At 73.3% G+C, this 25701-nt stretch carries 17 protein-coding genes; 7 read left to right on the top strand and 10 right to left on the bottom strand.

Going from position 1 to position 25701, the window contains the following annotated elements:
* Positions 1-16: 16 nt before the first annotated feature.
* The 3 genes from EUS26_RS08705 to EUS26_RS08695 are packed head-to-tail and all read right to left on the bottom strand — an operon-like array spanning position 17 to position 1856.
* Positions 17-667 (bottom strand): class I SAM-dependent methyltransferase, encoded by a 651-nt coding sequence (locus tag EUS26_RS08705; protein WP_130013169.1) that lies wholly within the window; start codon positions 665-667, stop codon positions 17-19.
* A gap of 26 nt (positions 668-693) precedes the next feature.
* A complete protein-coding gene (locus EUS26_RS08700; RefSeq protein ID WP_058889747.1) occupies positions 694-921 on the bottom strand; it encodes a DUF3046 domain-containing protein in 228 nt (75 codons plus the stop codon).
* Positions 922-935: 14 nt separating this feature from the next.
* Positions 936-1856, bottom strand: a complete 921-nt coding sequence (locus tag EUS26_RS08695; protein WP_165368558.1) for an AEC family transporter — start codon at positions 1854-1856, stop codon at positions 936-938.
* 64 nt (positions 1857-1920) lie between these two features.
* Between EUS26_RS08695 and EUS26_RS08690 the strand changes: the two genes are divergently transcribed.
* Positions 1921-3936 (top strand): carboxyl transferase domain-containing protein, encoded by a 2016-nt coding sequence (locus EUS26_RS08690; protein ID WP_165368557.1) that lies wholly within the window; start codon positions 1921-1923, stop codon positions 3934-3936.
* A gap of 3012 nt (positions 3937-6948) precedes the next feature.
* On the opposite strand, the gene EUS26_RS08685 is transcribed toward EUS26_RS08690, so the two are convergent.
* Together EUS26_RS08685 and EUS26_RS08680 are read right to left on the bottom strand one after the other, a co-directional pair.
* Positions 6949-8904, bottom strand: coding sequence for an ABC transporter ATP-binding protein (locus EUS26_RS08685; protein ID WP_130013163.1), 1956 nt, complete (start codon positions 8902-8904; stop codon positions 6949-6951).
* Positions 8901-10865, bottom strand: coding sequence for an ABC transporter transmembrane domain-containing protein (locus EUS26_RS08680; RefSeq protein ID WP_130013161.1), 1965 nt, complete (start codon positions 10863-10865; stop codon positions 8901-8903). Before EUS26_RS08680 ends, EUS26_RS08685 begins: the two co-directional genes overlap by 4 nt.
* A gap of 184 nt (positions 10866-11049) precedes the next feature.
* Between EUS26_RS08680 and EUS26_RS08675 the strand changes: the two genes are divergently transcribed.
* From EUS26_RS08675 to EUS26_RS08650, 6 genes are all read left to right on the top strand, one after another.
* Entirely contained in the window at positions 11050-11271 is a 222-nt protein-coding gene (locus tag EUS26_RS08675; RefSeq protein WP_130013159.1) for a hypothetical protein, read from the top strand.
* Between the two features lie 103 nt (positions 11272-11374).
* Positions 11375-16447: an Lhr family ATP-dependent helicase gene (locus tag EUS26_RS08670; RefSeq protein WP_130013258.1), complete on the top strand. Its 5073-nt coding sequence runs from the start codon at positions 11375-11377 to the stop codon at positions 16445-16447.
* Between the two features lie 26 nt (positions 16448-16473).
* Positions 16474-17418: a phosphotransferase gene (locus tag EUS26_RS08665; RefSeq protein ID WP_130013157.1), complete on the top strand. Its 945-nt coding sequence runs from the start codon at positions 16474-16476 to the stop codon at positions 17416-17418.
* A gap of 73 nt (positions 17419-17491) precedes the next feature.
* Positions 17492-19189 carry an ATP-binding cassette domain-containing protein gene (locus EUS26_RS17535; RefSeq protein ID WP_202865092.1) on the top strand — a complete coding sequence of 566 codons (1698 nt, stop codon included), beginning with the start codon at positions 17492-17494 and terminating at the stop codon, positions 19187-19189.
* Positions 19190-19235: 46 nt separating this feature from the next.
* The gene (locus EUS26_RS08655) at positions 19236-20282 is read left to right on the top strand and encodes a hypothetical protein (RefSeq protein WP_130013155.1); all 1047 of its coding nucleotides are present in this window, start codon (positions 19236-19238) and stop codon (positions 20280-20282) included.
* Positions 20275-21132, top strand: a complete 858-nt coding sequence (locus EUS26_RS08650; protein ID WP_130013153.1) for a DNA-formamidopyrimidine glycosylase family protein — start codon at positions 20275-20277, stop codon at positions 21130-21132. The genes EUS26_RS08655 and EUS26_RS08650 overlap by 8 nt, the downstream gene beginning before the upstream one ends.
* Positions 21133-21169: 37 nt before the next feature.
* On the opposite strand, the gene EUS26_RS08645 is transcribed toward EUS26_RS08650, so the two are convergent.
* Genes EUS26_RS08645 through rimO form a run of 5 tightly spaced genes read right to left on the bottom strand, consistent with a single transcriptional unit; the run spans position 21170 to position 25688 of the window.
* The gene (locus EUS26_RS08645; RefSeq protein ID WP_130013151.1) at positions 21170-22567 is read right to left on the bottom strand and encodes a DUF6395 domain-containing protein; all 1398 of its coding nucleotides are present in this window, start codon (positions 22565-22567) and stop codon (positions 21170-21172) included.
* Between the two features lie 22 nt (positions 22568-22589).
* Positions 22590-22925, bottom strand: a complete 336-nt coding sequence (locus EUS26_RS08640; protein WP_130013149.1) for a helix-turn-helix domain-containing protein — start codon at positions 22923-22925, stop codon at positions 22590-22592.
* A gap of 2 nt (positions 22926-22927) precedes the next feature.
* Entirely contained in the window at positions 22928-23554 is a 627-nt protein-coding gene (locus EUS26_RS08635; protein WP_238148875.1) for a CinA family protein, read from the bottom strand.
* Positions 23551-24171: a CDP-diacylglycerol--glycerol-3-phosphate 3-phosphatidyltransferase gene (pgsA, locus tag EUS26_RS08630; RefSeq protein WP_130013147.1), complete on the bottom strand. Its 621-nt coding sequence runs from the start codon at positions 24169-24171 to the stop codon at positions 23551-23553. The genes EUS26_RS08635 and pgsA overlap by 4 nt, the downstream gene beginning before the upstream one ends.
* On the bottom strand, positions 24168-25688 hold the full coding sequence (rimO, locus tag EUS26_RS08625; protein ID WP_130013145.1) for a 30S ribosomal protein S12 methylthiotransferase RimO: 1521 nt from the start codon (positions 25686-25688) through the stop codon (positions 24168-24170). Before rimO ends, pgsA begins: the two co-directional genes overlap by 4 nt.
* Between the last annotated feature and the right edge of the window lie 13 nt (positions 25689-25701).

Raw genomic sequence — 25701 nt, 5'->3', positions numbered from 1 at the left:
GCTCGAGGGTGCAGGCTCATCCCGTCGGCCGCCGGGCGAGGACGACCGCCTGGGGCTCCCCCTCCGACCCGAGGGGGTCGCGCTCCAGCCGGGCGACCACCGGCATACCCAGCCTCCCGAGCCGGGACGCGACGTCCTGCACGCTGCGGTGGTACCGGTTCAGGGTGACCTGGAACCCGTGGGCCGCGAAGCCCGGGCCGATGTCGCGGCCGCCCTCGCCCACCTGGAAGGCCAGCAGGAGATGGCCGCCCGGGCGCAGCACCCGCACCATCTCCGAGAGCATCCGGTCGAGGTGGTCGTCCGGCGTGTGGATGGTGGAGTACCAGGAGAAGACGCCGTCGAACTCGCCGTCGGAGGCATCGAGGGCGGTGAGGCTACCGACGGTGGACGGGTATGCGGGGTGGTCGGCCCGCGCCCGACGGACCATCTCCGGCGAGAGGTCCACCCCCTCCGGCCGGCAGCCGCGGGCCGCGAGCTGGGGCAGCATCCGGCCCGCACCGCAGCCGGCGTCGAGCACGCGCGGACGGTGACCGAGCAGCACCACGAAGTGGTCGACCATCGCGAGCTCGAGCGGCTGCTCGGGCTCGGTCGAGGTGAACGTGTCGGCGTAGAGGTCGGCCACCGTGTCGTAGGCGGTCCTGGTCAGCTCCTCCCCCTGCTGCGGCATGGGGGCATCCTGCCGGACGGCGGCAGCTACCGCTCGTCCGGAGCGGGCGGGTCCGGGAGGTAGTGGTGCTCGGGGGGCACGTCCATGTCGCGGCAGATGGCCTCCCACACCCGGCGGGCCGACTCCCCCTGCTCGAGCGCCTCGTCGGCGGTGCGTCCCCCCAGGCTGCCCAGCGACTGGGTGCGGGTGACGACGGCGCCGTAGCCGGAGCCGAACTCCTGCTCGACCAGGTCCCAGAACTCGCTCAACCGCATACCTCCAGGCTAGGTCACCCCAGGACGGCCGTGACGACGAGCATGACCGGCAGCGAGAGCACCGTGGTGAGGAAGACGCCGTCACGCGCGATCCGCTCCCCGCGCCCGTAGGCGATCGAGAGGACGTGCACGTTCTGCGCGGTGGGCAGGGCCGCCATGACCACGGCGGCGAGCACCTCCGCGTCCCGCAGCCCCAGCAGCGGGCCCGCCACCAGCCCGGCGACCAGCGGCATGAGGACGAGCTTGACGAGCACCACGGACGCCGGCTCGGCGAGCCCGCCCTCGCGGCCGGGCAGCGGGGACAGCCGCATCGAGATGCCGAAGGCGAGCAGCATGCAGGGCACGGCGACACCGGCGACGAGCTCCACGGGCGCCAGCAGCAGCTCGGGCGGCTGCCACCCCGACAGGTTGACCAGCAGCCCGAGCACGGTCCCGATGGTCAGCGGGTTGGTCAGCGGCGAGCGCAGCACCCGCACCCAGGACACCCGGCCGGCCCGGGTCGCGTCGAGGGCGGCCAGCCAGCCCGGCTGCAGGAACAGCAGCTGCATGAAGAGCACCGGGGCCGCCCAGGACGCGTCGCCGAGCACGTAGATGGCGATGGGCAGGCCGAGGTTGTTGGCGTTGACGTAGCTCGCCGCCATCCCGCCCATCACCGCGTCGGCCCACCGCCGCCGCAGCAGCCGTCGGGCGACGGCCAGGTAGACGAGCACGCAGACCGCGGTCGCGGCGACCGTGGCCACGAGGAAACCGGAGAAGATGACGTCGACGTCGGCCCGCGCGACGATGAGGAAGAGCAGGGCGGGCGAACCGACCCAGAAGGTCAGCCGCGCCAGCATCCGCTGCTCGTCCCGCCCGAAGATGCCGGTCTGCGCCAGCACCCACCCCACGGCGATGACGGCAGCGATGAGCGAGAACCCCTCCAGCACCGACAGCACGCGGCCATTATCGGCGCTCCGTCCTGTCGGGCCGCAGGGTGCCCTGCTGCTAGCGTTGCACCTCATGGCCGATCCGCGCGACACCCCCGACCCGGTGGACTCCGACGTCGATGTCGACGACGTCTACGGCGAGGGCGGGGTCACCCCGGACCTGCTGGACCGGCGTCCGGTCGTGCCGCGCACCGTCGCCAGCCTCTACGAGTCGCGGCCCGGTCTGAACCCCACCCATGCCGTCAAGACCTTCGTCGAGGCGGTCAACCTCCAGGAGCGCTACGGCCACCTGCGCGTCGTCGACGACCTCATCGGGCTGCAGCGCCGGGTGGGCGACACCATCGAGCGCTACACCGACAAGCTGCGCAACGCCGAGGCCCGCTCCGGCACCAGCGAGTCGGCGCGTTTCGGCATCGGCCACTTCGGTGGTGAGCGCGCCGTCGTGTATGTCGTGGACTGGTCCTTCTTCGCCGGGTCGCTGGGCGAGGTGGCCGGGGAGAAGTTCGTCCAGGCCGCCGAGCTCGCCGAGCGCGAGGGGCTGCCGCTCATCAGCATGGGGGCCTCCTCCGGCGTCCGGCAGCACGAGAACGTCCTCGGCCTGGTGCAGATGCAGCGGATGGCGGCGGCGGCCAACAAGTTCCAGCACACCACGAACCGGCCCTACGTCTCCGTGCTCGCCGGCCAGGTGTGGGGCGGCATGTCGGCCAGCGCGGTGCCGGTGGCCGACCTCATCGTCGCGCTCGAGGGCACCGACTACGGCTTCGCCGGCCGCCGGGTCATCGAGACCTTCGAGGGCCGGGAGGTGCCGCGCGGGCTGCAGAGCGCCGAGGCCAACTACCTGGACCGCAACGTGGACGTCCTGGTCAAGGATGTCGACGAGCTCATCTCGTTCATCGGCCAGGTGCTGACCTCCGGGCGGCACTCGCACCGGATCAAGCCCGGCGACCGCGACCGGGCACGTGACGAGGCCGCGGTCGCGCCCGGGTCGCGCACGGTCACGGCCGGCCCCGAGGGGTTCTCCGCCGCCCTGTGGGACCGGCAGGAGGTCGAGCAGTCGGTCGACGTCCCCCGGGAGCGCCGCGACCGGGACAGCGCCAGCACGCGCGACTCGCTCATGGCGCGCTACAACGAGATCGCCGCCGGGGCGGGACGGCTGGACACCGAGTACTTCCTGCGGCACGTCTTCGACGCCGCCGTCCCCTTCTACAACCACGTGCGCTTCGAGGACCAGAAGGCCTACCCCAGCATCATCGCGGCGCTGGCGAGCCTGGGCGGCCAGTCGTTCATGGTCATCGGCGACCAGCCGTCCTACACCATCTCCGGGGGGTATGTCGGCAAGCGTCCGGCGAACCCGAGTCCGGAGGACTTCGAGTACGCCGTGCGGATGATGACGGCGGCCGAGCGCTGGGACCTGCCCATCGTCTTCTTCACCGACACCCTTGGGGCCATGCCGTCGATGGCGGCCGAGCGCCGCGGTCAGTCCCGTGCCATCGCCCAGAGCATCAAGCGGGCCGCCTCGCACCCCTACCCCACCATCTCGGTGATCTCCGGGGCGATGGGCTCCGGCGGTGGCCTGGCGACGACCCCCTTCGGCCGCGAGACGATCATGCTCGACAGCGCCCTGGGCTTCGTGTCCGAGCCGCGGTCCACCGCCTCGATCCTCTACAGCGTGGCCAACCCCACGGTCGAGCAGGTCGGCATGACCCTGGAGACGATGAAGGCCTCAGCCCTCGACCTCAAGGCCCAGGGCCTGGTCGACACGATCGTCCATGACGCCGACGAGCCGGCGGAGACCGCCCGCGAGCTGCGGGCCGCCATCACCAAGGGCTACAACGACCAGCACGGGCTCAACCCGCGGCGGCTGCGCCGGCAGGCGGACGAGCGGCTGCGGCCGCGCACGTTGGGCAAGCTGGCCACCGTGGAGGAGCGGCACGCCGGCAGCCACGAGGAGCAGCCGCAGCAGCAGCACCTCGGCGCCGACGAGACGCAGAGGCGGCACCTGCGCGCCGACGAGGCGCCGCAGCAGCATCGCGACGACCACCGGCCGGACCCCCGCCACGCGCCGGAGCCGGGCCTCACGACAGAGTGATGCCAGCGCAGGCGCAACTTGACGAGTTCATTGATCGTTTCGGTGGCGCCGGTGTCGAAGTAGGCCAGGAACGTGTCCTGCAATATGCGCAGGGCTCAAGCCGAGGCGGGCGATCTCAGGGATCGGGAGGAGGCAACGAGGCCGCAGTGCGCTCGGCGATCTTGCGGCCCTCTGCCTTGTCGACCTGCTTGCACGCGGTGCGCAGCTTCTGTTGCGCACTGCCCTGCCAGGTCGACCACCTCGTGCTCGGCGCGGGCGGCGAACGCCCGCTCGGTCCAGGGCGGCTGGTTGGTGAGTTCTTCGCGCCGGCCCGCAGGATGGTCTGAACCCCGTACAGCGGCTCGCCCTTGCGGCCCCGGTAGCCAGCGGGTGTCCTGAAGCCGCCTTCTCACCTCGTCCACGCACCGGGTGCCCAGCGCGACGACTGGGGGTATCGCCCGCTGTACCTTGGTGGACACGTGGTGTCGCACGTGCTCGTCCACGCCCCGAATGGTCAGGCCGACGAGCGGGTCTCGTCGCCGGCCGCGGCGGCGAGGACTGGCTTGATCGCCGACCAGACCGTGCGCCGCCGCACCCCGAGCTGACGGGCCAGGCCCTGCACCGATGCATGCCCGGAGCGGATCTGGGCGATGGCCCACGGCGTGGCGTGGGTCCTCGCCAGCCCCGTGGTTGGACCAGGTCAGGCACCTGTCCGATGAGTGTGGCCACCTCGCAGGAGTCCTCGCGGCTTCGGTAGCGCCGCTTGCGCCACAGCAGCACCACCGGGGGTCTCCAAGCATGGGCGTCGACCAACCGCACCACGCGGCGGCTGTGCGCCACAGCCACCGTCCCGCTGCCCCGGGCCCCGTCGGTTGCGAGGCTGACTCGACGGTCATGATGAGCAGCTCCAGTTCCCGCCGTACGTCGGTCACGTGCAGGCCATCCACGCCAAGAGCAGGTCGCAGTGGTGGCAGTACGCGCCGGCCATGGACCGGGCACGGCAGCACGACGTCGGCTCAGACGTGTCGATGCCCTTGGCCATCGCGAGAGGTAGAAATCCCCCTGGTCATCGGGGACCTCGACCCTCTCCGGCCTCGCCCAGTCCGTCGGCGCGCCGCCTTTACCCCACTCACACAGGAGAAGAGCCGCGGTAGGCCCTCCGCGCGAACACGTGGTCCATAACCGGTCGACGTAGGTCCTTCTCGTGGACGTGGCCTGGCGCAGGGAACAGCTTACCGAAGAGAGCCACGCGGGCCTTGTTGCTCTACATCACCGTTCGCTGCAATTCCCATGGCGGCAAATACAGAGATTGCGAGGATTCCCGCCAGCATAGACAGTGCCCAAGCGACGCTGGTACCACTGTCTGCCTGGAGAGTGAAAGTCCACACAGCAATTGCGAGAAGAGCTAAAATCGCACGACTTAGCAAAAATCGCCGCGAAGCGCCGCCCGCCAACAAGGGAGCCATAGAAAAAAAGGTGGCGGACCCAGCCAGTAAGAGGGTGAGAAGGACGTGCCGTATACTAAAGTTCCCGAGCAACTGACTCAGGGCCCACAGGGTCAACCCCAGAAACAGGGTCAAGCCACAGAGCGCTGCGACTTCAATGTTTGAGTTTTGGCGTGCTGGCAGGTGAGCGGGCGATGCCACGTTGACCTTGCGGCTGAGAGACCAGTTCATGGGGCCGTCCTAGCAATTTGTCGAGGGCTGATACTGGCATCGAGAACTACGGCAGCAGAAGAGAGCCGACCCAACGCCACAAAGGGCCAGGACACAAGCCACGCATGCTTGGACTCCACCGAGCCAGCAAATGGTGCAGCCCCAACATTGCCGCGCCATGCAAGTCAAGTTGTACGACGTGCAGGCACACCGGTAACAACGAGGGCACCCGCCGGGACAACTACTCGAAAGAGTCTCGATTCTCGTACCATCAAAGACATACTCGTTCAGGGTGAGGGTGCCCGTAGGTCCATTACGCCCATCAAGTTCGCCTCCTCCTAAGCGAAAGCGACTGACGGCGACATGATCCGAGCCAACTGCTGCCTCTTTCCTGTGAAGAAGCACGACACCGTTATTTTCGACCATCACTGCCGTATGAACCTGCGAGCCGTCCTTTAAATCGAAGGTACTCGCCGCCACCGAGATGTTGCCATTGGCATCTTCAAGAAGAAGCGCCTGATCCGAACCATCGATCAAATCTACTGCATGAAGTGCTCTGTCGCGCTTTTCCACCGTAGCGTTCGCCGAGATCTCTGCTATCATGCCATCAAAAAACTCGAGTCTCTAATGGTCTCCTCGTCACGACCGGCGATGAAAAGAATGCGGGATCATCGAATGGACTGAACAATTTCCCGACCCTGGGACCTGCGGAGGCGATAGCCGGAAACCCCATGATGGTGCCGGCACCGACACTCAGTCCAGCGACAAATTGCACGAATCGCCTCCGACCAAGAAGCCCCTGCCCGCCCCGCAGTCTGTCTTCCCCAATGGTTCGCACGACCGCATGCGCCTTACGCGGACCGACCACGCGGACGAGGTTGATGGCGAGAGGCAGTCCGACATGACCAGAAGCGGCCTGGCCGTCCTCCTGCACTTCGATCAATGTCGGAGCCCAAGGGGGATCACTACCGAAGATCTCTTCTCGCCAAGACAGCATTCGAGGATCTTGAAGGGGTAGCAACTCAAGCTGATCACCCACTTCTCGCCGAATGGCGCCTGCAAGACCGCCGCACGCCGAGCAGTTTCCGTCATACCCCAATACCATCATCGACATCTGGACACCCTCCCCATCCTCGTCTCTGAAGATCGGAGAAGGTTAGCACAGATTGCATCGTCGCAGCGGCGCTAACGAGACAACTTCTGGGGAGGAGCGGTAGTGGCCCTAGCCACCAACAGCCACTTGCCAGGTCGTCGAGACTAACATCCTGGCACGCTGCGACGGCGCGAGCTAGCCGTGTTGTTTGTGATGCGTGCTTCTCTAATGAGGCCCTGGTGCACCGCTGTGCCGATGGCCGCCACACGCCGATACTTCAGTGCGTCAGCTGGTCCAGGCCCGCCACAGCGCGGCGTACTCGCCGTCCGCGGCCATGAGCTCGTCGTGGCTGCCCAGCTCGACCACCCGGCCGTCCTGGACCACCGCGATGCGGTCCGCGTCGTGCGCGGTGTGCAGGCGGTGCGCGATGGCCACGACGGTTCGCCCGGTGAGCAGGGCGTTCATCGAGCCCTCCAGGTGGCGTGCCGTGCGCGGGTCGATGAGGCTCGTCGCCTCGTCGAGGACCAGGGTGTGCGGGTCGGCGAGGATGAGCCGGGCCAGCGCGATCTGCTGCGCCTGCGCCGGGGTCAGCTCGTGGTGGCCCGAGCCCAGCACCGTGTCCAGGCCCTGCGGCAGCGCCTCGACCCAGCCGCGCGCGTCCACCGTGGCGAGCGCGCGCCATACCCCGTCCTCGCCCGCGCCGTCGCGGGCCAGCTCGACGTTGTCGCGGACCGACCCGCGGAAGACGTGGTGCTCCTGGGTGACGAGCGCGACCTCGGTGCGCAGCAGCTCCAGCGGCAGCTCGGTCACCTCCACCCCGCCCACGGTCACGGAACCGCCGGTCGGGGCGTGGATGCCGGAGATGAGCCGGCCCAGGGTCGACTTGCCCGACCCGGAGGGTCCGACGATCGCCAGCCGCTCCCCCGGCTCCAGAGTGAGGTCGATGCCGTGCAGCACGTCGTGCCCGGGGCGATAGGCGTAGCGCAGCTCCCGGCCGACCAGCGTGCTGCCCTCGGGGCGCTCCTCGCCCGGCGTGCGGTCCGGGGGCACCTCGGCGATGCCGAGCAGGCGGGTCGTGGAGGCGACGCCGACCTGCAGCCGGTCGATGGTGCCCACCAGCCGGTCGAAGGGACCGTAGAACGTCTCGATGTAGAGCATGGCCGTGGTGATCTGCCCGAGGGTCACGGCATCGGTGGAGTAGAGCCAGGCGCCGACGACCAGGGTGATGACGCGGGGCAGCGAGAAGGCCATGTCCATGACCGCGAAGAGCACGTTGCGCAGGACGAGGCCGTAGCGCTCGGCCTGCGAGGACACCTCGATGTCGTCGACACCGGCGGCGCGGCGGCCGCCCTGCAGCCGGTAGGCCTCGACCGTCCGGACTCCCTCGACGGTCTCGGTGAGCGTGGTGTTGATGTCGCTGTAGGTCGCGCCCTCCAGGAGGTAGCCGGCCGGCGCCTGCTGGAGGTAGCGGCGGACCTGCCACAGCGACAGGGACGCGGTCACCAGGGTGGGCAGCGCCAGCGCCCACGAGTTGAGGACCATGAAGACCACGGTGAGCAGCACCGTGACGACGCCGATGATGAACTCGGGCAGCGCCCAGCGCACGGCGCCGCTCATCGAGCCGACGTCGCGGGTCACCCGGGTGACGAGGTCGCCGGTGCTGGCCGACTCGACCTTGCCCAGCGGCAGCCGGAGCACGGCCCGGATGACGTGCTCCCGGGCCTGCGCGAGCACACCCTGGCCGAGCACCGCCGCGAGCGCCTTGGCGCCGTAGGTGAGCACCGCCTGCGCCACGAGGACGACGACCACGAGCATCACGATGTCGCGCACCACGCCGGGTGCGGGGTCACCGCCGGCCTGGTCGACGGCGTCGACCAACCGGCCGAGCAGCAGCGGCACGGCCAGCCCGGCCGCGGCCGCGAGACCGTTGGCGAGGGTGACGAGCACGACCAGCCGGGAACGCTCCCGCAGCAGGCCGCGCAGGTAGGCCACGACCGTGCGGGAGATGGCGACGGGCATCCCCCGGTCGGGGTCGAGCGCGGTCATGAGGTGGGCGCGGGCCCGCTGCCGGCGCAGGGCGTGCCGCTCCCACAGCAGGCGGTGCCGCTCGCGCAGCCCCACCGACCCGGGCGGGGGCGGCCGCAGGAGGTCGGGCACGACGGGGGCCGGAGGATCGGCGTCCGTGTCGCGCCAGGTGCGCGCGGAACGCTCGCGCAGGTCGGGGTCGAGCAGGCTGGTCATGGCGTCACCTCCCTGGTGCCGGTCGTCGTGCTGGTGGTCGTGGTGCTGCCCGGCGTGCCGCGGTCAGCCGGCCGGTCCTGCGCCTCGCCGCGCAGGACGGTGGAGCGGTATGCCGCGTGCCCGGCGACGAGGTCGTCGTGCGTCCCCGTGGCGACCACCCGGCCGTCCTCGAGGAAGGCCACCTCGTCGGCGTGGTGCAGCAGCAGCGGGGAGGCGGTCATGACCACGGTCGTGCGGCCCCGACGGTGCCCGGGCAGCCGCTGCGCGATCCGGGCCTCGGTGTGGGCGTCCACCGCCGAGGTCGGCTCGACCAGGACGAGCACCGGCGGGTCGGCCGCCAGCGCCCGGGTGAGGACGAGCCGCTGCCGCTGCCCGCCGGACAGGCCACGCCCGCGCTCGTCGAGCACCCCCTGCCAACCGCCGGGCAGGATGTCGTAGACGTCCTCGGCCGCGGCCGCGTGCAGCGCGGCCTCCGCCTGCTCGCGTCGCAGGGTCCGGTGCGGGTCGACCGCGTCCTGCAGGGTGCCCGCGAAGACGTGCGCGGCGGTGTCGCTGACCAGCACGAGCGAGCGCACCTGGTCCAGCGGCAGCTCGGCCAGGTCGGTGCCGCCCAGCGTCACGCCCCAGGCCTCCTGCGCACGGCGCGCGTCGCGGGCCTCGAGCTCGGTCCGGACCCGGGCCCGTTCCGCGGCCGCCCGGCGGGCGACGCGGCCCGTGGCCTCGTCGTCGCCCGCCGGCACGGTGTCACCGGCGGGCAGGTAGCGGCCGAGCCGGTCCGCCAGGCGCGCGCTCTCGTCGGGCAGCGCGCTCACGACCATCGTCAGCCGGCCGGGGCGCACCCGCAGCCCGGACGCCTCGTCCACGAGCTCACCGGCCGACATCGCGCACAGCTGGTCGCTCTCCAGCGGCGCCCGCTGCGGCCACGGGTCGGTGGTGCCGAAGACCCCGATGGTCTTGCGGGCCGAGACCACCGAGCGGGTGACCTGCTGGGCCGCCTCGAAGACGACGCGGATCGGCTGGACCAGGAACAGGGCATACCCCAGGAAGGTGACGAGGTCGCCGATCTCGATGTCGCCCGAGCGCACCCGCTGGACGCCGAGCACCAGGAGCGCGACGACGAACAGCCCGGAGAGCAGCACGCCCACGCCCTCGACGAAGGCGCCCCACGCGCCGGCCTGCACGCCGGCGTGGCGCACCCGCTGGCTCTGGCCGGCGTAGTTGTCGCCGAAGATCCGCTCGCCGCCGATCCCGCGCAGGATGCGCAGCCCGGCCACGATGTCGGTGGCCATCGAGGTCAGCTCGGAGTCGCGGCTGCGCTCGCGCGTCTGGGCGGCGGCCAACGGACGCAGCAGCACCGAGGAGATCAGCACGAGCACGGGCGCGACGAGCAGCACCACGAGGCCGAGCGGCACCGAGATCTGCAGCACGATGACGGCGACGAGCAGGTAGGCCACGACATTGCCGACGAGCCGCGAGAAGATCTCGATGAACTGCCCGAACTGGTCGCCGTCGCTGCCGTTGACGCTGAGGACCTCGCCGGTCGGCGCCCGGCGGGGCAGCACGTGCCCGAGCCGGGTGGCCTGATGGGTGACCAGACGGGTCTGGCCGTACGCGGCGTACAACCACGAGCGCACGACGACGGTGTGGTAGAAGACGCCGCTGCTGGCCCCGACGAGCGTGACGAGCAGCAGCACCCCGCACCACAGCGCCGTGCGGGAGGCGTCGCCCGCGAGGATGCCCTCGTCGATGGCCCGCCCGAAGACCCACGGCGTGAGCGCCGTCGGCAGCATCCAGAGCAGGCTGCACAGGCAGCCGAACAGCACGAGGTCTCGCTGCTGACGGAGCAGCCACCACAGGAACCGCACCGGCCCCCGGGTGTCGGGCACGCCGATGGCGGCCCGGTGACCCGCCGGCGTCGAAGCGGGGGTCCAGGCGGTGACGGTGGGTGGGAAGTCGCGCATGGCGAGGGTCAGCCTAGGACGGCTCTGCGACACACCACCACCAATTTTCCGTGCACGTCAAGACCGGGTGCCGAGACGTCCCCGGTATGCTGCGCCGTCGCGTCCGGGAGAGGTCTGGGACGGCTCGGCCCGGGATGAGAGGATGAGGGTCCAAGCATCCGTCCCGGCGTCCTGGAGGAACCTCATGAGCACCCAGCAAGACCTGGCCTGGTGGCAGAAGCTGCTCGTCGCCCTCAAGCTGTGGCGGCCCGAGCACCGGACCGACCACCACGTGCGCAAGGAGATGGAGCGTCCGGAGATGCCGCCCGTGACCGGCGCCTACGGCAACCGGCTGGTGACCTCCACGCGCCGCCGCCTGGTGCCGCAGCGGGGTGACGACACCCCCATCACCAGCACGATGGACTGAGCGCTCCGGCGCGGCGTCTGTCGGTGGCGCGTGGCACAGTGACCGCGTGACCGGCAGCCAGCAGCGGGAGAGCAGCGTGCAGGTGCCCGACCCGGCGACGGTGATGGGCCGGTTCTCCGCGCCCACCCGGGCGTGGTTCGAGGCGTCCTTCGCCGGGCCCACCGAGGCGCAGCTGGGGGCCTGGGACGCCATCAGCCGGGGCGAGCACACCCTGGTCGTGGCGCCCACCGGGTCGGGCAAGACCCTGTCGGCCTTCCTCTGGGCGATCGACCGGATCGTCGGCGAGCCGCGTCCGCCCCGCGCCCCGCGCCCCCCGCGCCGGCGGGGCGCACCCCCGCCCGAGCCGGCGGACGAGCCGCGGGGGCGGTGCCGGGTGCTCTACGTCTCGCCGCTCAAGGCGCTCGCCGTCGACGTCGAGCGCAACCTGCGCTCCCCCCTCGTGGGCATCGGCCACGCCGCCCGCCGGCTCGGCGCGGACGCCCCCGAGGTGTCCGTCGCGGTGCGCTCCGGCGACACCCCGGCGGCCGAGCGCCGGGCGTTCGCCAAGGACGGCGCCGAGATCCTCATCACCACCCCGGAGTCGCTGTTCCTGCTGCTGACCTCGCAGGCGCGCAGCGCCCTCACCGGGGTCGAGTCGGTCATCGTCGACGAGGTCCACGCCGTGGCCGGGACGAAGCGGGGCACCCACCTGGCCCTCACCCTGGACCGCCTCGACCACCTGCTGGAGCGGCCCGCCCAGCGGATCGGCCTGTCGGCGACCGTGCGCCCGGTCGAGGAGGTGGCACGCTACCTGGGCGGCGGGCGCCCGGTGAGCACCGTGCAGCCGCCGTCCACCAAGACCTGGGACCTCGAGGTGGTCGTGCCCATCCCGGACATGGCCGACCCCGGGGCCGCCGACCGCCCCGGAGCACCGGGCGACGCCCCGGCCCGACGCAGCGACGCCGCCCCACCGGGCAGCACGGACTGGGAGCAGGACGACGACGGTGCCGAGGTGGGCGGGGGCCCCGTGCTACCCGACCTGGACGACGAGGCGGCGCCGGTGGGCGCCGGCCCGGTCCTGCCCGACCTCGACGGTGGCGGGGGCGAGCTCGGCGAGGACGAATGGGAGCCGGCCGGTGACCCCGAGGAGCGCGCCTCGATCTGGCCGCACATCGAGCGACGGGTCGCCGACCTGGTCTCGGGCCAGACCTCGACGCTGGTCTTCACCAACTCCCGCCGCGTGGCCGAGCGCTTCACCTCCCGGCTCAACGAGGAGTGGGAGGACCGGCACCCCGCGGCCGACGAGGACGCCGACCCCGACGACCACCAGGATCGTCGCGCCGACGGGTCCGGCGGGGGCGGACGGCATACCTCCCGGACGCCGGCGCAGGTCATGGCCCAGTCCGGAGCGAGCGGAGGCGCTCCGCCGGTCCTCGCCCGCGCCCACCACGGCTCGGTCAGCAAGGAGCAGCGCGCGCAGATCGAGGACGCCCTCAAGACCGGCCAGCTGCCCGCGGTGGTCGCCACGAGCAGCCTGGAGCTGGGCATCGACATGGGCGCGGTCGACCTCGTCGTCCAGGTCGCCAGCCCGCCCAGCGTGGCCTCGGGGTTGCAGCGGGTGGGGCGGGCCGGTCACCAGGTCGGGGCCACGAGCCACGGCGTCTTCTTCCCCACCCACCGGGCCGACCTGGTGCAGACCGCGGTCGTCGTGGACCGGATGCGCCGCGGCGCTATCGAGCAGCTCGCCGTGCCCACCAACCCGCTCGACGTGCTGGCCCAGCAGGTCGTCGCCATGCTGTCGATGGAGGACTGGTCCGTCACCGACCTCTTCGAGCTGGTGCGCCGCAGCGCGTCCTACGCCGCGCTCCCCCGCTCCCTGTTCGACGCCGTCCTCGACATGCTCGCCGGGCGCTACCCCGGGGAGGACTTCTCCGACCTCCGCCCGCGCATCGTCTGGGACCGGGTGACCGACACCCTCAGCGCCCGCCGCGGGGCGCAGCTGCTCGCGGTCACCTCCGGCGGCACCATCCCGGACCGCGGCATGTATGCCGTCATGCTCGCCACCGGCGAGGGTCCGGGCCGCCGCGTCGGCGAGCTGGACGAGGAGATGGTCTACGAGTCCCGGGTCGGGGACGTGTTCACCCTGGGCACGACGAGCTGGCGGATCGAGGACATCACCCACGACCAGGTGCTGGTCACGCCCGCCCCGGGGCAGATCGGGCGCCTGCCCTTCTGGAAGGGCGAGTCGCTGGGGCGTCCGGCCGAGCTGGGTGCGGCGGTCGGCGAGTTCGTGCGCCGCGTCGCGGGCCAGCCGCGGGAGGCCGCGCTGGGCGAGCTGGCCGAGCAGGGTCTCGACGGGTTCGCCGCCGACAACCTCGTCACCTACCTCGGTGACCAGCGGGAGGCGGTGGGCCACCTGCCCGACGACCGCACCATCGTGGTCGAGCGGTTCCGCGACGAGATCGGCGACTGGCGCGTCGTCGTGCACTCCCCGTGGGGCAGCCCGGTGCACGCCCCCTGGGCGTTGTGCCTGGCCGCGCGGATGCGCGAGCGCTTCGGCACCGACGTGCAGGCCCTGGCCGCCGACGACGGCATCGTGCTGCGCCTGCCCGACCTCGGGGGCTGGGACGACCCGGGCGGTGACGGCACGGTGGACGACGGCACGGCGGGCTCCCCGGGCGGTGGCCGCAGTCGCGGTGACGGCGGCACCCGAGGAGGTGGCTCGGAGGCGGCCCGCCTGGACGCCGAGATCGCCGAGCTCCTCACCCTCGACCCCGACGAGGTGGCCGACCTGGTCACCCAGGAGATCGGGGGGTCGGCGCTGTTCGCCGCCCGCTTCCGCGAGTGCGCCGCCCGGGCGCTGCTCCTGCCCCGGCGCAACCCCGGCAAGCGGCAGCCCCTGTGGCAGCAGCGGCAGCGCTCGGCCCAGCTGCTCGAGGTGGCCGCGCGCTACCCCACCTTCCCCATCGTGCTGGAGGCCGTCCGCGAGTGCGTCCAGGACGTCTACGACGTGGACGCCCTGCGCGAGCTGATGCGGCGGCTGGCTGCGCGCGAGGTCCGGCTGGTCTCGGTGGCGAGCCAGCGTCCCTCGCCCTTCGCGTCCTCGCTGCTCATGGGCTACATCGCCCAGTTCCTCTACGAGGGCGACTCCCCCCTGGCGGAGCGGCGCGCGGCCGCCCTCTCGCTCGACGCCGGGCTGCTGGCCGAGCTGCTCGGCCGGGGCGAGGGCGCGGCGCTGCGCGACCTGCTCGACCCGGAGGTGGTGGCCCGCACCGAGGCCGAGCTGCAACGGCTGGCCCCCGACCGCCGGGCCCGCGACCCCGAGGAGGTCGTCGACCTGCTCCGGGTGCTCGGACCGCTCACCCGGCAGGAGGTGACCGAGCGCACCACCGAGGAGGGCCAGGACCAGGTCGAGGGGTGGCTGACCTCGCTGCTGGAGGCCCGCCGGGTCATCGAGGTGCGGGTGGCCGGTGAGCAGCGGGTCGCGGACGCGCAGGACGCCGCCCGGCTGCGCGACGCGCTGGGTGTGGCGATGCCGGTCGGTGTGCCCGCGACGTTCCTGGAGGGCGTGGAGGACCCGCTCGCCGATCTCGTGGTCCGGCACGCGCGCACGCACACCCCGTTCACCGTCGAGTCCCTGGCGACCCGCCTGGGCCTCGGCACCGCGGTCGTCCGGGACGCCGTGCGGCGACAGGTGTCGTCCGGGCGCATGGTCCTCGGGGCGCTGGCCCCGTCGGGCACGGGCGACGAGGACGTCTGCGACGCCGAGGTGCTGCGGTTGCTGCGCCGCCGCTCGCTGGCCGCACTGCGCCAGGAGGTCGAGCCGGTCACCCAGGCGACCTACGCGCGGTTCCTGCCGCGGTGGCAGTCGGTCGGGGAGCTGCGTGGCCTGGACGGCACGGTGCGGGCCGTCGAGCAGCTGGCCGGTGCCCGCATCCCGGCCTCGGCGCTGGAGTCGCTCGTCCTGCCCGCGCGGGTGGTGGACTACTCCCCCGCGATGCTCGACGAGCTCATGAGCGCGGGTGAGGTGCTGTGGCAGGGGCACGGTTCGCTCCCCGGGGACGACGGATGGGTGTCGCTGCACCTCGCCGACACCGCCCACCTCACGATGACGCCGCCCCTGGACCCGTCGGCCGGGGCAGCCCAGGACGCGTCGACCGACGAGCTGGGCGAGACCGCGCGCGGGGTGCTCGAGGTGCTGGAGCGGGTGGCCGGCGGCGCCTACTTCTTCCGTGCCCTCAGCGACGCCGTCGGCTCGCTGGACGACCAGCAGCTGGCCGGCACCCTGTGGGAGCTGGTGTGGGCGGGGCGGGTGAGCGCCGACACCTATGCCCCCGTCCGGGCCCTGCTCGCCGGTGGACGCACCACCCACAAGGCACGGCGCGCCCCGTCGCGCACCGGCCGCTGGTCGCGGACCTCCGTCGGCCTGGCCGCATCACGCACGGCCGGGTCGCGGCCCTCCCGACCGGTGCGGTCGGGCCCGCCCGCGACCGTGGGCCGGTGGTCGCTGCTGCCGCCGATCGAGACCGACCCCACGGTGCGCGCGCTCGCCGGCGCAGAGCAGCTCCTCGACCGCTACGGCGTCCTCACCCGCGGGTCGGTCGTGGCCGAGGGCATCCCGGGTGGCTTCGCCGGGGTCTACCGGGTGCTGTCCGGCGCCGAGGAGGCCGGGCGGGTGCGCCGGGGGTATGTCGTGGAGGGGCTCGGCGCGGCGCAGTTCGGCAGCAGCGGGGCGATCGACCGCCTGCGGGCCCTGAGCCACGAGCACCGGCCGGTGTCGTCGGCCGACGGCGCCGACCAGGGCCCGGAGGTCGTCCTGCTCGCGGCGACCGACCCGGCGAGCCCGTTCGGGGCGAGCGTGCCCTGGCCGGAGCGCGGCGACGACGAGGGGTCCCACCGCCCGGCGCGGAAGGCGGGGTCGATGGTCGTCCTGGTGGACGGCGCGCTGGCGCTCTACCTCGAGCGCGGTGGGCGCAGCGCCCTCACCATGGAGCCGCCCCCCGAGGCCGCCACCGACGCCGTCTGGGCCGCCGCGGCCCGCGCGCTGGTGACGGCGGTCCGGCGGGGGTCGCTCAGCGGCATCACCATCGCCAAGATCGACGGTGGGGGTGCCCTCGCGTCCACCCACCCGCTGGCCGCCGCCCTGGCCGACGCCGGGTTCCACACCGCGCCGCAGGGCTTACGGCTCCGGCGCTGATACCCCCGTGCCCTAGCCTGGGGCCGGTGCACGAGCCACCCCGCAGCGTCACCGCAGACCAGGTCCTGACCGAGGTCCGCTCGCTGTGGGACGGCCGCGTGATCGGGGTGGAGCACCTGGCCGTGGGGTTCGGCGCCTGGCACTGGCGCGCCGACGTCGGCGAGCCGGGCCGCGAGGAGCGGGCCGCACCAGGCTACTTCGTCAGCCTCGACCCCCCGTGGTGGCACTCGGCGACGACGCTGGAGGCGACCTACGCCGCCGCGGCCACCCTGAGCGACTTGCTCCCGTTCGTCCACCCGTCGGTGCCCACCGTGCACGGGGACTTCACCGGCGCACTCGGTGACGGCTGGCTCAGCGTGACCTCGTGGGTGCCCGGTCACCGACCGGGATCGCTCGGCCCCGAGGCGGTGCAGGCCCTGGACGACCTGCACACCAGCCCGCCACCGGAGGGGATCCTCGCCTGGGAACCATCGGTCCCCCCGGAGGTCGTGGACCATCTGGAGGACTGGACCCGCCACGCGTGGACCGCGGGTCCGCTCGGGGAGGCGGCACGGGAGGCCGTCGTGACCGGGGCGGCCGACGTCGAACGCGGCCTCGCGGCATACCTCCGACTCCTCGAGCGCCTCGACCCCGCGACCCACGTGCCCACCCACGGCGAGCCCGGTCTGCACAACCTGTGGCGCGCCGAGGACGGCCGCCTGCTGCTGCTGGACTGGGAGACCCTGCGGCTCGCGCCACGCGAACGCGACGTGCTCGCCGGGTACGCCCCCCATGTCGAGCACGACCCGGCGCTGCTGGAGCTGTTCCGGCTGGAGTGGCAGCTGGGCGAGGTGCGCTCCTACGCCGACTGGCTGCGGGGGCCGCACGACGACACCGCGGACACCCGTACCGCCCTGGGTGGGCTGCGCACGCAGCTCGAGGGCCTGCGCACCTCGACAAACCGGTCGCGCCGGGGAGGCAGCAGCGCCTAGGGTCGGGGCCATGTGGATCTCCTGAGGCTGCCCCGCGCAGTGCGCCCGCCTGCCCTGCTGCCCCAGGAGACCTGTGCCCTTCCCCTCCGTCCTGCCGTCCGCCCACGTCGCCGGCCCCCGGCACCTGCGCGTCGACGGCGTGTCCAAGACCTACGGCACCCGCCGCGTGCTGACCGACGTGTCCCTCGTCGTGCCCGCGGGTGACCGGGCCTGCCTCATCGGCGAGAACGGCTCGGGCAAGTCCACCCTGCTGAGGGTCGTCGGTGGCCTGACGCCGCCCGACACCGGCGCGGTGGACGCCCCCGGCACCGTGGCCCTGCACCACCAGGAGCCCCCCTTCGATGTCAGCCTCACCGTCGACCAGGTCCTGGCCGGGGCCACGGCACCGGTACACCGGCTGGTCTCCCGGGTCGAGCACGCGGGTGAGGCGCTCGCCCGGGGCGAGCCGGGCGCCGGAGCCGCCCTCGACGCGGCGGTCGAGGCAGCCCGCCGCCACCACGCCTGGGACCTCGAGCACCGCACCGACCGGGTGCTCCACGGCCTCGGGCTCGCCGCCCTGACCCGCGACCGACGAGCGGACGGGCTCTCCGGCGGGCAGCTGTCGCGGCTGTCCCTGGCGTTGACGCTGCTGCGCTCCCCGGACACCCTGCTGCTCGACGAGCCCACCAACCACCTGGACGACACCGGCACGCAGCTGCTCGTCGAGCTGCTGCGCTCCTGGGCCGGCCCGGTGCTGCTGGCCAGTCACGACCGGGCCTTCCTCGACGAGGTGGCCACCACCGTGCTGGACCTGGACCCGACTCCGTTGCCGCACGCCCGGGTCGCCGACGACGACGACTCGCCCGGGTCGGGCTACGGCCTGCGGCGGTACACCGGCAGCTACACGGCATACCTGCAGCAGCGTCGCGAGGACCGGCGGCGGTGGGTGCGTCAGCACCGCGACGAGCAGGCCGAGCTGGCCCGGCTGCGACGCCGGGTCGCCGACGACCACACGGTCGGCCACGCCGACCGTGGCCCGCGCACCGAGGCGCGGGCGAGCCGGAAGTTCTACGCCGACCGCAACGCCAAGGTCGTGGCCCGCCGGGTCAACGACGCGAGCGTCGCGCTCGAGCGTCTCGAGCGCGAGCAGGTGCGCCGGCCGCCCGCGCTCCTGCGGTTCCGCGGCCTGGGCACGCCCGGGCCCGACCGGCTGCGCCCCGGTGACGCCGACCCGTTGGTCATCGCTGACGAAGCCGGCGTCGAGTCGCGTCTCGCGCCCCTGGACCTGGTCGTCCCCGCCCGCGCCCGGCTCCTCGTCACCGGCTCCAACGGCTCGGGCAAGTCCACCCTGCTCGCCCTGCTGGCCGGGTCGCTGGCGCCGACCGCCGGCGCGCTCACCCGGGCGGCCGGCCTGCGGGTCGGGCTGCTGACGCAGGAGCCCCGCCGGGGCGGCGCGGAGGGCACCGCCCGCGAGGTGTATGCGCGTCACGTCGGGCACCAGCGCGCCGAGCAGCGACCGCTGGCCGGCTCCGGGCTGCTCGCCGATCGTGACCTCGACCGCCCCGTCGTGGAGCTGTCGGTGGGTCAGCGGCGGCGCCTCGACCTGGCCGTCGTGCTGGCCGACCCTCCGGACCTGCTCCTGCTCGACGAGCCGACCAACCACCTGTCCCTCCTGCTGGTCTCCGAGCTCGAGCTGGCGCTGCCCGGCTACCCCGGGGCGGTGGTCGTCGCGAGCCACGACCGGTGGCTGCGGGAGGACTGGGCCGGGGACCGCCTCGACCTGTCCGCCTGAGCGGGTCCGGTTCGCGGCCCACGGCGCCCGAGGGGACACTGAAGCCGTGGCCCCACCCGACATCACCCGGCGCACCGGGCTGAACCGCACCGTCCTGCTGCGCCCTGGCGCCGCGTGGCACGGACGGCCCGCCGGTCGGGTCCTGGGTGCCACCGGGCTGTCGGCCACCGTGGCCTCCGCGGCGGCCGGGGCCGGTGTCATCACGGAGAGTCCCCCGCTCCAGCTCCTCGACCGCGCGCTCGCCGGAGGGGCGCCGTGGGCGCAGGACGTGGCCACGGCGTGGACCGACGCCCTGTCGCACCTGCTGCGGACCCTGCGCGAGCCCACCGATCCGGACCGTGAGGCCCGCCCCGAGTGGGGCGACGCCGACTGGGCCAGGTGGTCCTCGGCGCCGCGCGTCCTGGTGTGCGGTGGTGTCGTGGCCGGTGAGCTGGGGAGCCGGGCCGCCCACGACCCGGCGGTGCGTGCGCACCGGGCCGAGGTGTCCCCCGACCCAGCCCGTGCCTGTCTGATCGGGCTCGCGGCCGGTGCCGGCGACGACGGCGACCGCGACGACCGCGGTGCCGTCCTCGTCCTCGACCTGGGCCACTCCAGCGTGAAGGCGGCCTCCGTCCACCACGGGACGCTCGGGCCCACGGCGACGGTGCCGGTGCCCTGGACGCCCTTCGACACGGGCACCTGGCCGTCGCCGGAGGCCCTCCTGGACCTGGTGGCGGCCGCGTGCCGGACGGTGCTGCCCGCCCGCGCGGGCCTCGGTCCGCTCCGGGTCAGGGTGGCCATCGCCAACTACGTCGTCGGCGGCCGGCTCGACGACGACCAGACCTACGGGACGCTCGCCGATCCCGGCGTGGACCCTCGCGACACCCTGTCGAGGGAGCTGTCCGAGCGGCTGGCGCGGCCGGTCAGGGTCGAGCTGCTCGTCAACGACGGCGCCGCCGCCGCGCTCTCCGTCGAGGCCCACGCCACCCCGGCCGCAGCCGACGCGCGGACATCGACCACCGCCACCGGGCGACGAGGACCGCTCGCCGCCGGCCCGGCCGTCGCGGTGATCAGCATCGGCACCTCCCTCGGGGTGGGGTTCACCGATGCCTGAGGGGGACGCGGTCTGGCGGACCGCACGCCGGCTGCACCGCGCGCTCGCGGGCGAGGTCGTCGAGGGGTCGGACGTGCGGGTCCCCGCCCATGCCACGGCCGACCTCGCCGGGCGGCGCACCCTGGAGGTGGTGCCCCGTGGCAAGCACCTGCTGCACCGGGTGGAGGGCGACGTCACCGTGCACAGCCACCTGCGGATGGAGGGGTCCTGGCGGGTCCACCCGGTGGGGCGTCGACACGCGCTGGGCCGACGGCATACCGTCCGCATGCTGGTCTGGACGCAGCGCCGGGTCGCGGTCGGCGACTCTTTGGGCCTGCTCGAGCTGGTCCGGACCAGTGAGGAGCACCGGGTGGTCGGCCACCTCGGGCCCGACCTGCTCGACCCGGGCTACGACGCCGAGGCCGCCCTGGCCAACGTGCGGTCGCAGCCCGCCCGGACCATCACCGAGGCCTGCCTGGACCAGCGCAACGTGGCGGGCATGGGCACGATCTTCACCGCGGAGCCGCTCTTCCTCCTCGGCATCAACCCGTGGACCCCTGTCGGCGAGCTGGAGGAGGAGCGCGTGCGCGAGCTGCTGGCGCTGGCGCGCCGCCTGCTCGTCGTCAGCTGTCGCGCGGGGCGGACGACCATCACCGGTCGGGGGGACGTCAACGAGGACGACGCCTGGGTGCACGGGCGCATGGGCCTGCCGTGCAAGCGGTGCGGGACGACCATCCGGCTGGCGCCTATCGGGCGCCAGCCCCAGGAACGGGTGATGTTCTCCTGCCCGCGCTGCCAGGGCGGCCGCGCACCCACCGACGACGGGCGCCCGCAGTCACCCCTCGGTCACGGGCGGCGCCCGACCTACTGAGCTGCCTGGGTGATCGGCCATGCCCGGGCCGGGCTGGTCAGGCGGGGGTGCCGGGCAGGAGGCGCCGCGCCGAGTCACGGGCCCGCCTCATCCGGGCCCGCGCCTCCCGCCGGGCCCGGCCGCGCATCCTCGACCACCGCTCCTGCGGCGGATGGGCGTCGAACCACGAGGCCAGCGCCTGCTGCGCCGCCACCCGGTCCTCCCCCCGCACGTCGTAGTCCCGCACCGCCTGCTCCTGCGCGGGGCTCATGGGCGGGGCCACCCGGTGCAGCCGGTCGGTGATCTCGGCGCGGTAGGGCTCCGGGACCAGCTCGAGGGCGGGCTCGTAGGAGCGGGCGAGCCACGGCAGCGGGTCCGGGCCCACCTTGTCGGCGACGAGGCCCATGAGGGTGCTGTGGCCGCCGTCGGCGAGGTAGCGGTGCACGGTGTGGGCGACCACCGGCTCGACCTTGATGGGGTCGGCGAGCAGGTGCCCGCGCGGCTCCGCGCCGCGCCACTGCCGCTCCAGCACGTCGGTGGCCGGCCACTGCCCGCTCACCGCGCCGGCGAGCAGGGTCTTGCGGGCACACTTGGCGCACCTGCCGCAGGGCGAGCCGAGGCGGGGCCCGCGCACGCACGACTGGGCGGCCAGGCCCAGCGCGTGCGTGTGCACGATCTCGCTCGTCACCAGCTCGGAGACACCGGCGATCGGCACGCACACCGGCAGCCCGACGGCTGCGAACACCGGCCCCCACTCGGCGATGAAGGGCGAGTCGGCGAAGTCGCGGTAGTGGCCGCGCTGCAACCGGTAGGTCGCCTCGAGCGGGGCGCCCCAGGCGACGACGTCCAGCCGGTCCCGGTCCGCGTGCAGCAGCAGCGGGACGGCGGTGGTGAAGTCGTGCGGGAAGCCCATGGACTCCCGCAGGTACTCGACGTCGCTGTCCACGACGTCCACGCGCCGGCCCAGGCGGCGCACGACGTCGCAGGACTCCCGGGCCGCGCGGGTGTCGAACATCGTGGCGCGCCGCTCCCCCTCCGGCGCGCGTCGCAGCAGGTGGTAGGACCGGGTCGCCTCCGGCATCATCGCCAGGGTCGCGACGCTGTCGGTCCCGCCGCTGAAGCACAGGCCGGGCACCCCGGGCTCGGGCCTGGCCCGGGGCTCGAGCCCGGCGTCGACGGAGCCCAGCCGCAGCCCGGGTCCGGCGCGCAGGGCCTCGGCCAGGGCCCGGCTGGCCCCGAGGTTGCTGGTGACCGTCGTCTGCCGCCGGACCCACGGGCGGGCGCACAGCACGGCGGACAGGACGAGCAGGTCGGGGTGCACCGAGCGGGGTGCCACCGTGACCGAGAACGACGCGGTGTGCCGCGCCAGCCCTCCCCTGCGGGTGTCAGGTTCACCGTGGCCCGGCGTCAGGGTGATCTCGACGCAGCCGGGTCGATGGCCGATGTCGAGGTGCATCAGCGACGCGCGTCGGGCCTGCTCAGGCGGCCGAGACGACGGAGTCGCGGCGGCCGACCCGACGCGGGTCGATCGGCTGGGCGAGACCCTCGGTGAGCACGGTCGTCATCTGGGTCTCGGCCGTCTCGGTGAGGCTGACCCGGTCGGCGACGGTGGAGAGCATCTGCGACAGCGGCACGTCCAGCGCCCGGCAGATCGAGGCCAGCAACTCGGAGCTGGCCTCCTTCTCCCCGCGCTCGATCTCGGAGAGGTAGCCGAGGGAGCACGAGGCCGAGGCGCTGACCTCGCGCAGGGTCCTGCCCTGGGTCTGGCGGGTCTCCCGGAGGGCGTCCCCCAGCTCGCGTCGCAGCAGCACCATGGTCATCCCTCCTCACCTCTCGCGTCTCGGTCCTCGCGCCGTGCCGCGGCGTCGACCCGAGCCCGCCCGGTGGGGGGCGCGGATGCCGTGGCGGCACCTGATGTCTCTACCGTACCGTCCCCCTCCGACACATCTCTCGTCAGGCAGTCCCGGAGCAGCCCGAGGGCGGCGCTCACGGTCGCCGTCCTGACGTGGTCTCGGTCACCATGCAGGGATAACACCCGGTGGCCCACGACGTGTTCCCGGCGGGCCACCGCGACGTGCACGGTGCCCGCCGGGACGCCGTCGCTGGGCCCGGGGCCGGCCACGCCGGTGGTCGAGACGCACCAGTCGGTGTCCAGCACCCGGGCTCCCCCGAGGGCCATGGCCACCGCGCACTCGCGGGACACCGGCCCCGGGTCCGCCAGCACGGCAGGGTCCACCCCGAGCACCTGCTCCTTCACGGCCAGGGCGTAGGCGACGACCGCTCCCCTGACCGCTCCGCTGGCGCCGGGCACGTCGGTGAGGGTCGCGCACACCCGCCCCCCGGTCAGCGACTCGGCGCTCCCCACGGTCTCACCACGCGCGAGGAACGCCTCGACCAGCCCGACCGCCCCCGTCGCACCGGCCTCGCCGGAGACCTCGGTCACGATCCCGCGACCGGTGGCCGCCCGGCCGGGGCCAGGGCCTGGCGGACGTAGTCGACGCCGGTCACGAGGGTGACGACGGCGGCGGCATACATGACCCAGACCCCCAGCTCGTGGAACCAGCCGGCCACCGGCGCCACCAGCATGGCGATCCCCACCGCCTGCAGCACCGTCTTGAGCTTGCCGCCCTTGCTCGCCGGGATGACCCCGCGCCGGATGACGACGAAGCGCATGAGGGTGATGCCGACCTCGCGGACGAGGATGACGACGGTCACCCACCAGGGCAGCAGCGACAGCAGCGAGAGGCCCACCAGCGCGGTGCCGACCAGGGCCTTGTCGGCGATCGGGTCCATGAGCTTGCCGAAGGCGGTGACCAGCCCGTGCTTGCGGGCGAGGTGCCCGTCCACCCAGTCGGTGCCGATGGCGACGAGGAACACGACCAGGGCCCACCACCGCTGGCCCGGGTCCTCTCCCCCGCCGGCCAGCAGGAGCCACCCGAAGAACGGGACCAGGACGATGCGCAGCACGGTCAGGGCGTTGGGCAGGTTCCAGGACGACACGGGTCCCGGGACCGCGGCCGTCGCGAGCTCGGGGCCGTCGGGGTCGTGCGGGCCGATCATCGGCCGGGCTCCTCGCTGCCGGGGGACGCGATGGGACATGCCACCAGATCCACACCCTCGGTGTCCACCACCCGCGCCGTGACCAGCGCACCGGGGGCGAGCTGCGGCAGACCACCGTCCTCGTCGACGAGGTAGGTGACGCCGTCGACGTCAGGGCCCTGCTGGCCCGCGCGCCCCACGAGCCGAGGCTCGCCGTCGTCGTCCTCGACCGACTCGACGAGCACCTCGACGAGCGTGCCGACCCGCTCGGCGGCGCGCTGCGCCGTGAGCTCCTCGACGAGCGCCGCGACCCGCTCCACCCGCTCGCGGACCACGTGCTCCTCGAGCTTGTCCGGGTAGCCCTCCGCCTCGGTGCCGTCCTCGTCGGAGTAGCCGAAGACACCCACGACGTCCAGGCGCGCCGCGCAGAGGAACGCGGTGAGCTCGGCGAGGTCCTCCTCGGTCTCGCCGGGGAAACCGACGATGACGTTGGTGCGGATGCCGGCCTCCGGCACCCGGTCGCGGACCTGCTCCAGCAGCGTGAGGAAGGACGCGCGGTCGCCGAACCGACGCATCCGGCGCAGCAGGGGCCCCGAGGCGTGCTGGAAGGAGATGTCGAAGTAGGGCGCGACCCCCGGGGTGCCGGCCATGGCGTCGAGCAGGTCGGGCCGGATCTCGGCCGGCTGCAGGTAGGACACCCGCACCCGTTCGATGCCGGGCACCCGGGTCAGCTCGGGCAGCAGCGCGTCGACGAGGCGCAGGTCGCCGAGGTCCTTGCCGTAGGACGTGGTGTTCTCGCTGACGAGGAACACCTCCTTGACCTCCCGCTCCCCCAGCCAGGCCGCCTCGGCGAGGATCTCCTCCGGGGTCCGGGACACGAAGGCACCGCGGAACATCGGGATCGCGCAGAACGCGCAGCGCCGGTCGCACCCGGAGGCGATCTTCAGCGGCGCCCACGGGCGGCCGTCCAGCCGGGCGCGGACCACCCTGGGCCCCGTTGCGGGGGCGACCTGCTCCAGGGGCACGGCGGGCTCGGTCGCAGCCGGCGCCGGCTGCGCGGGCTGCTGGTGGCCGGGCAGGGCGACCCCGCTGCTGGAGGTGTGCCGGGCGCTGGGCGAGATGGGCAGCAGCCGCCGGCGGTCGCCCGGCACGTGCGAGGGCACGCTGCCGCCGGCCAGGATGGTCCGCAGGTGCTGCGACATGTCCCCGTAGGAGTCGAAGCCCAGCACCGCGTCGGCCTCGGGCAGCTCGGCGGCGAGCTGCTCGCCGTAACGCTCGGCCATGCACCCGACCGCCACGACCTTCTGGGTGCGGCCGGTGGTCTTCAGGTCGTTGGCCTCGAGCAGGGCGTCGATGGAGTCCTTCTTGGCCTGCTCGACGAAGCCGCAGGTGTTGACGACGGCCACGTCGGCCTCGGCGGCGTCCTCGACGAGGGTCCAGCCCTCGGAAGCGAGCCGGCCCGCGAGCTCCTCGGAGTCCACCTCGTTGCGGGTGCACCCCAGGGTGACGACGGCGACGCTACGCGTGGTCTCGAGCATCCCTGCAGTCTAG

Source organism: Serinicoccus sediminis, assembly GCF_004153545.1.
Classification (GTDB): domain Bacteria; phylum Actinomycetota; class Actinomycetes; order Actinomycetales; family Dermatophilaceae; genus Ornithinicoccus; species Ornithinicoccus sediminis_A.
Note: the sequence above shows the minus strand (reverse complement) of the source record. Positions and strands in the feature narration are given on the sequence as shown.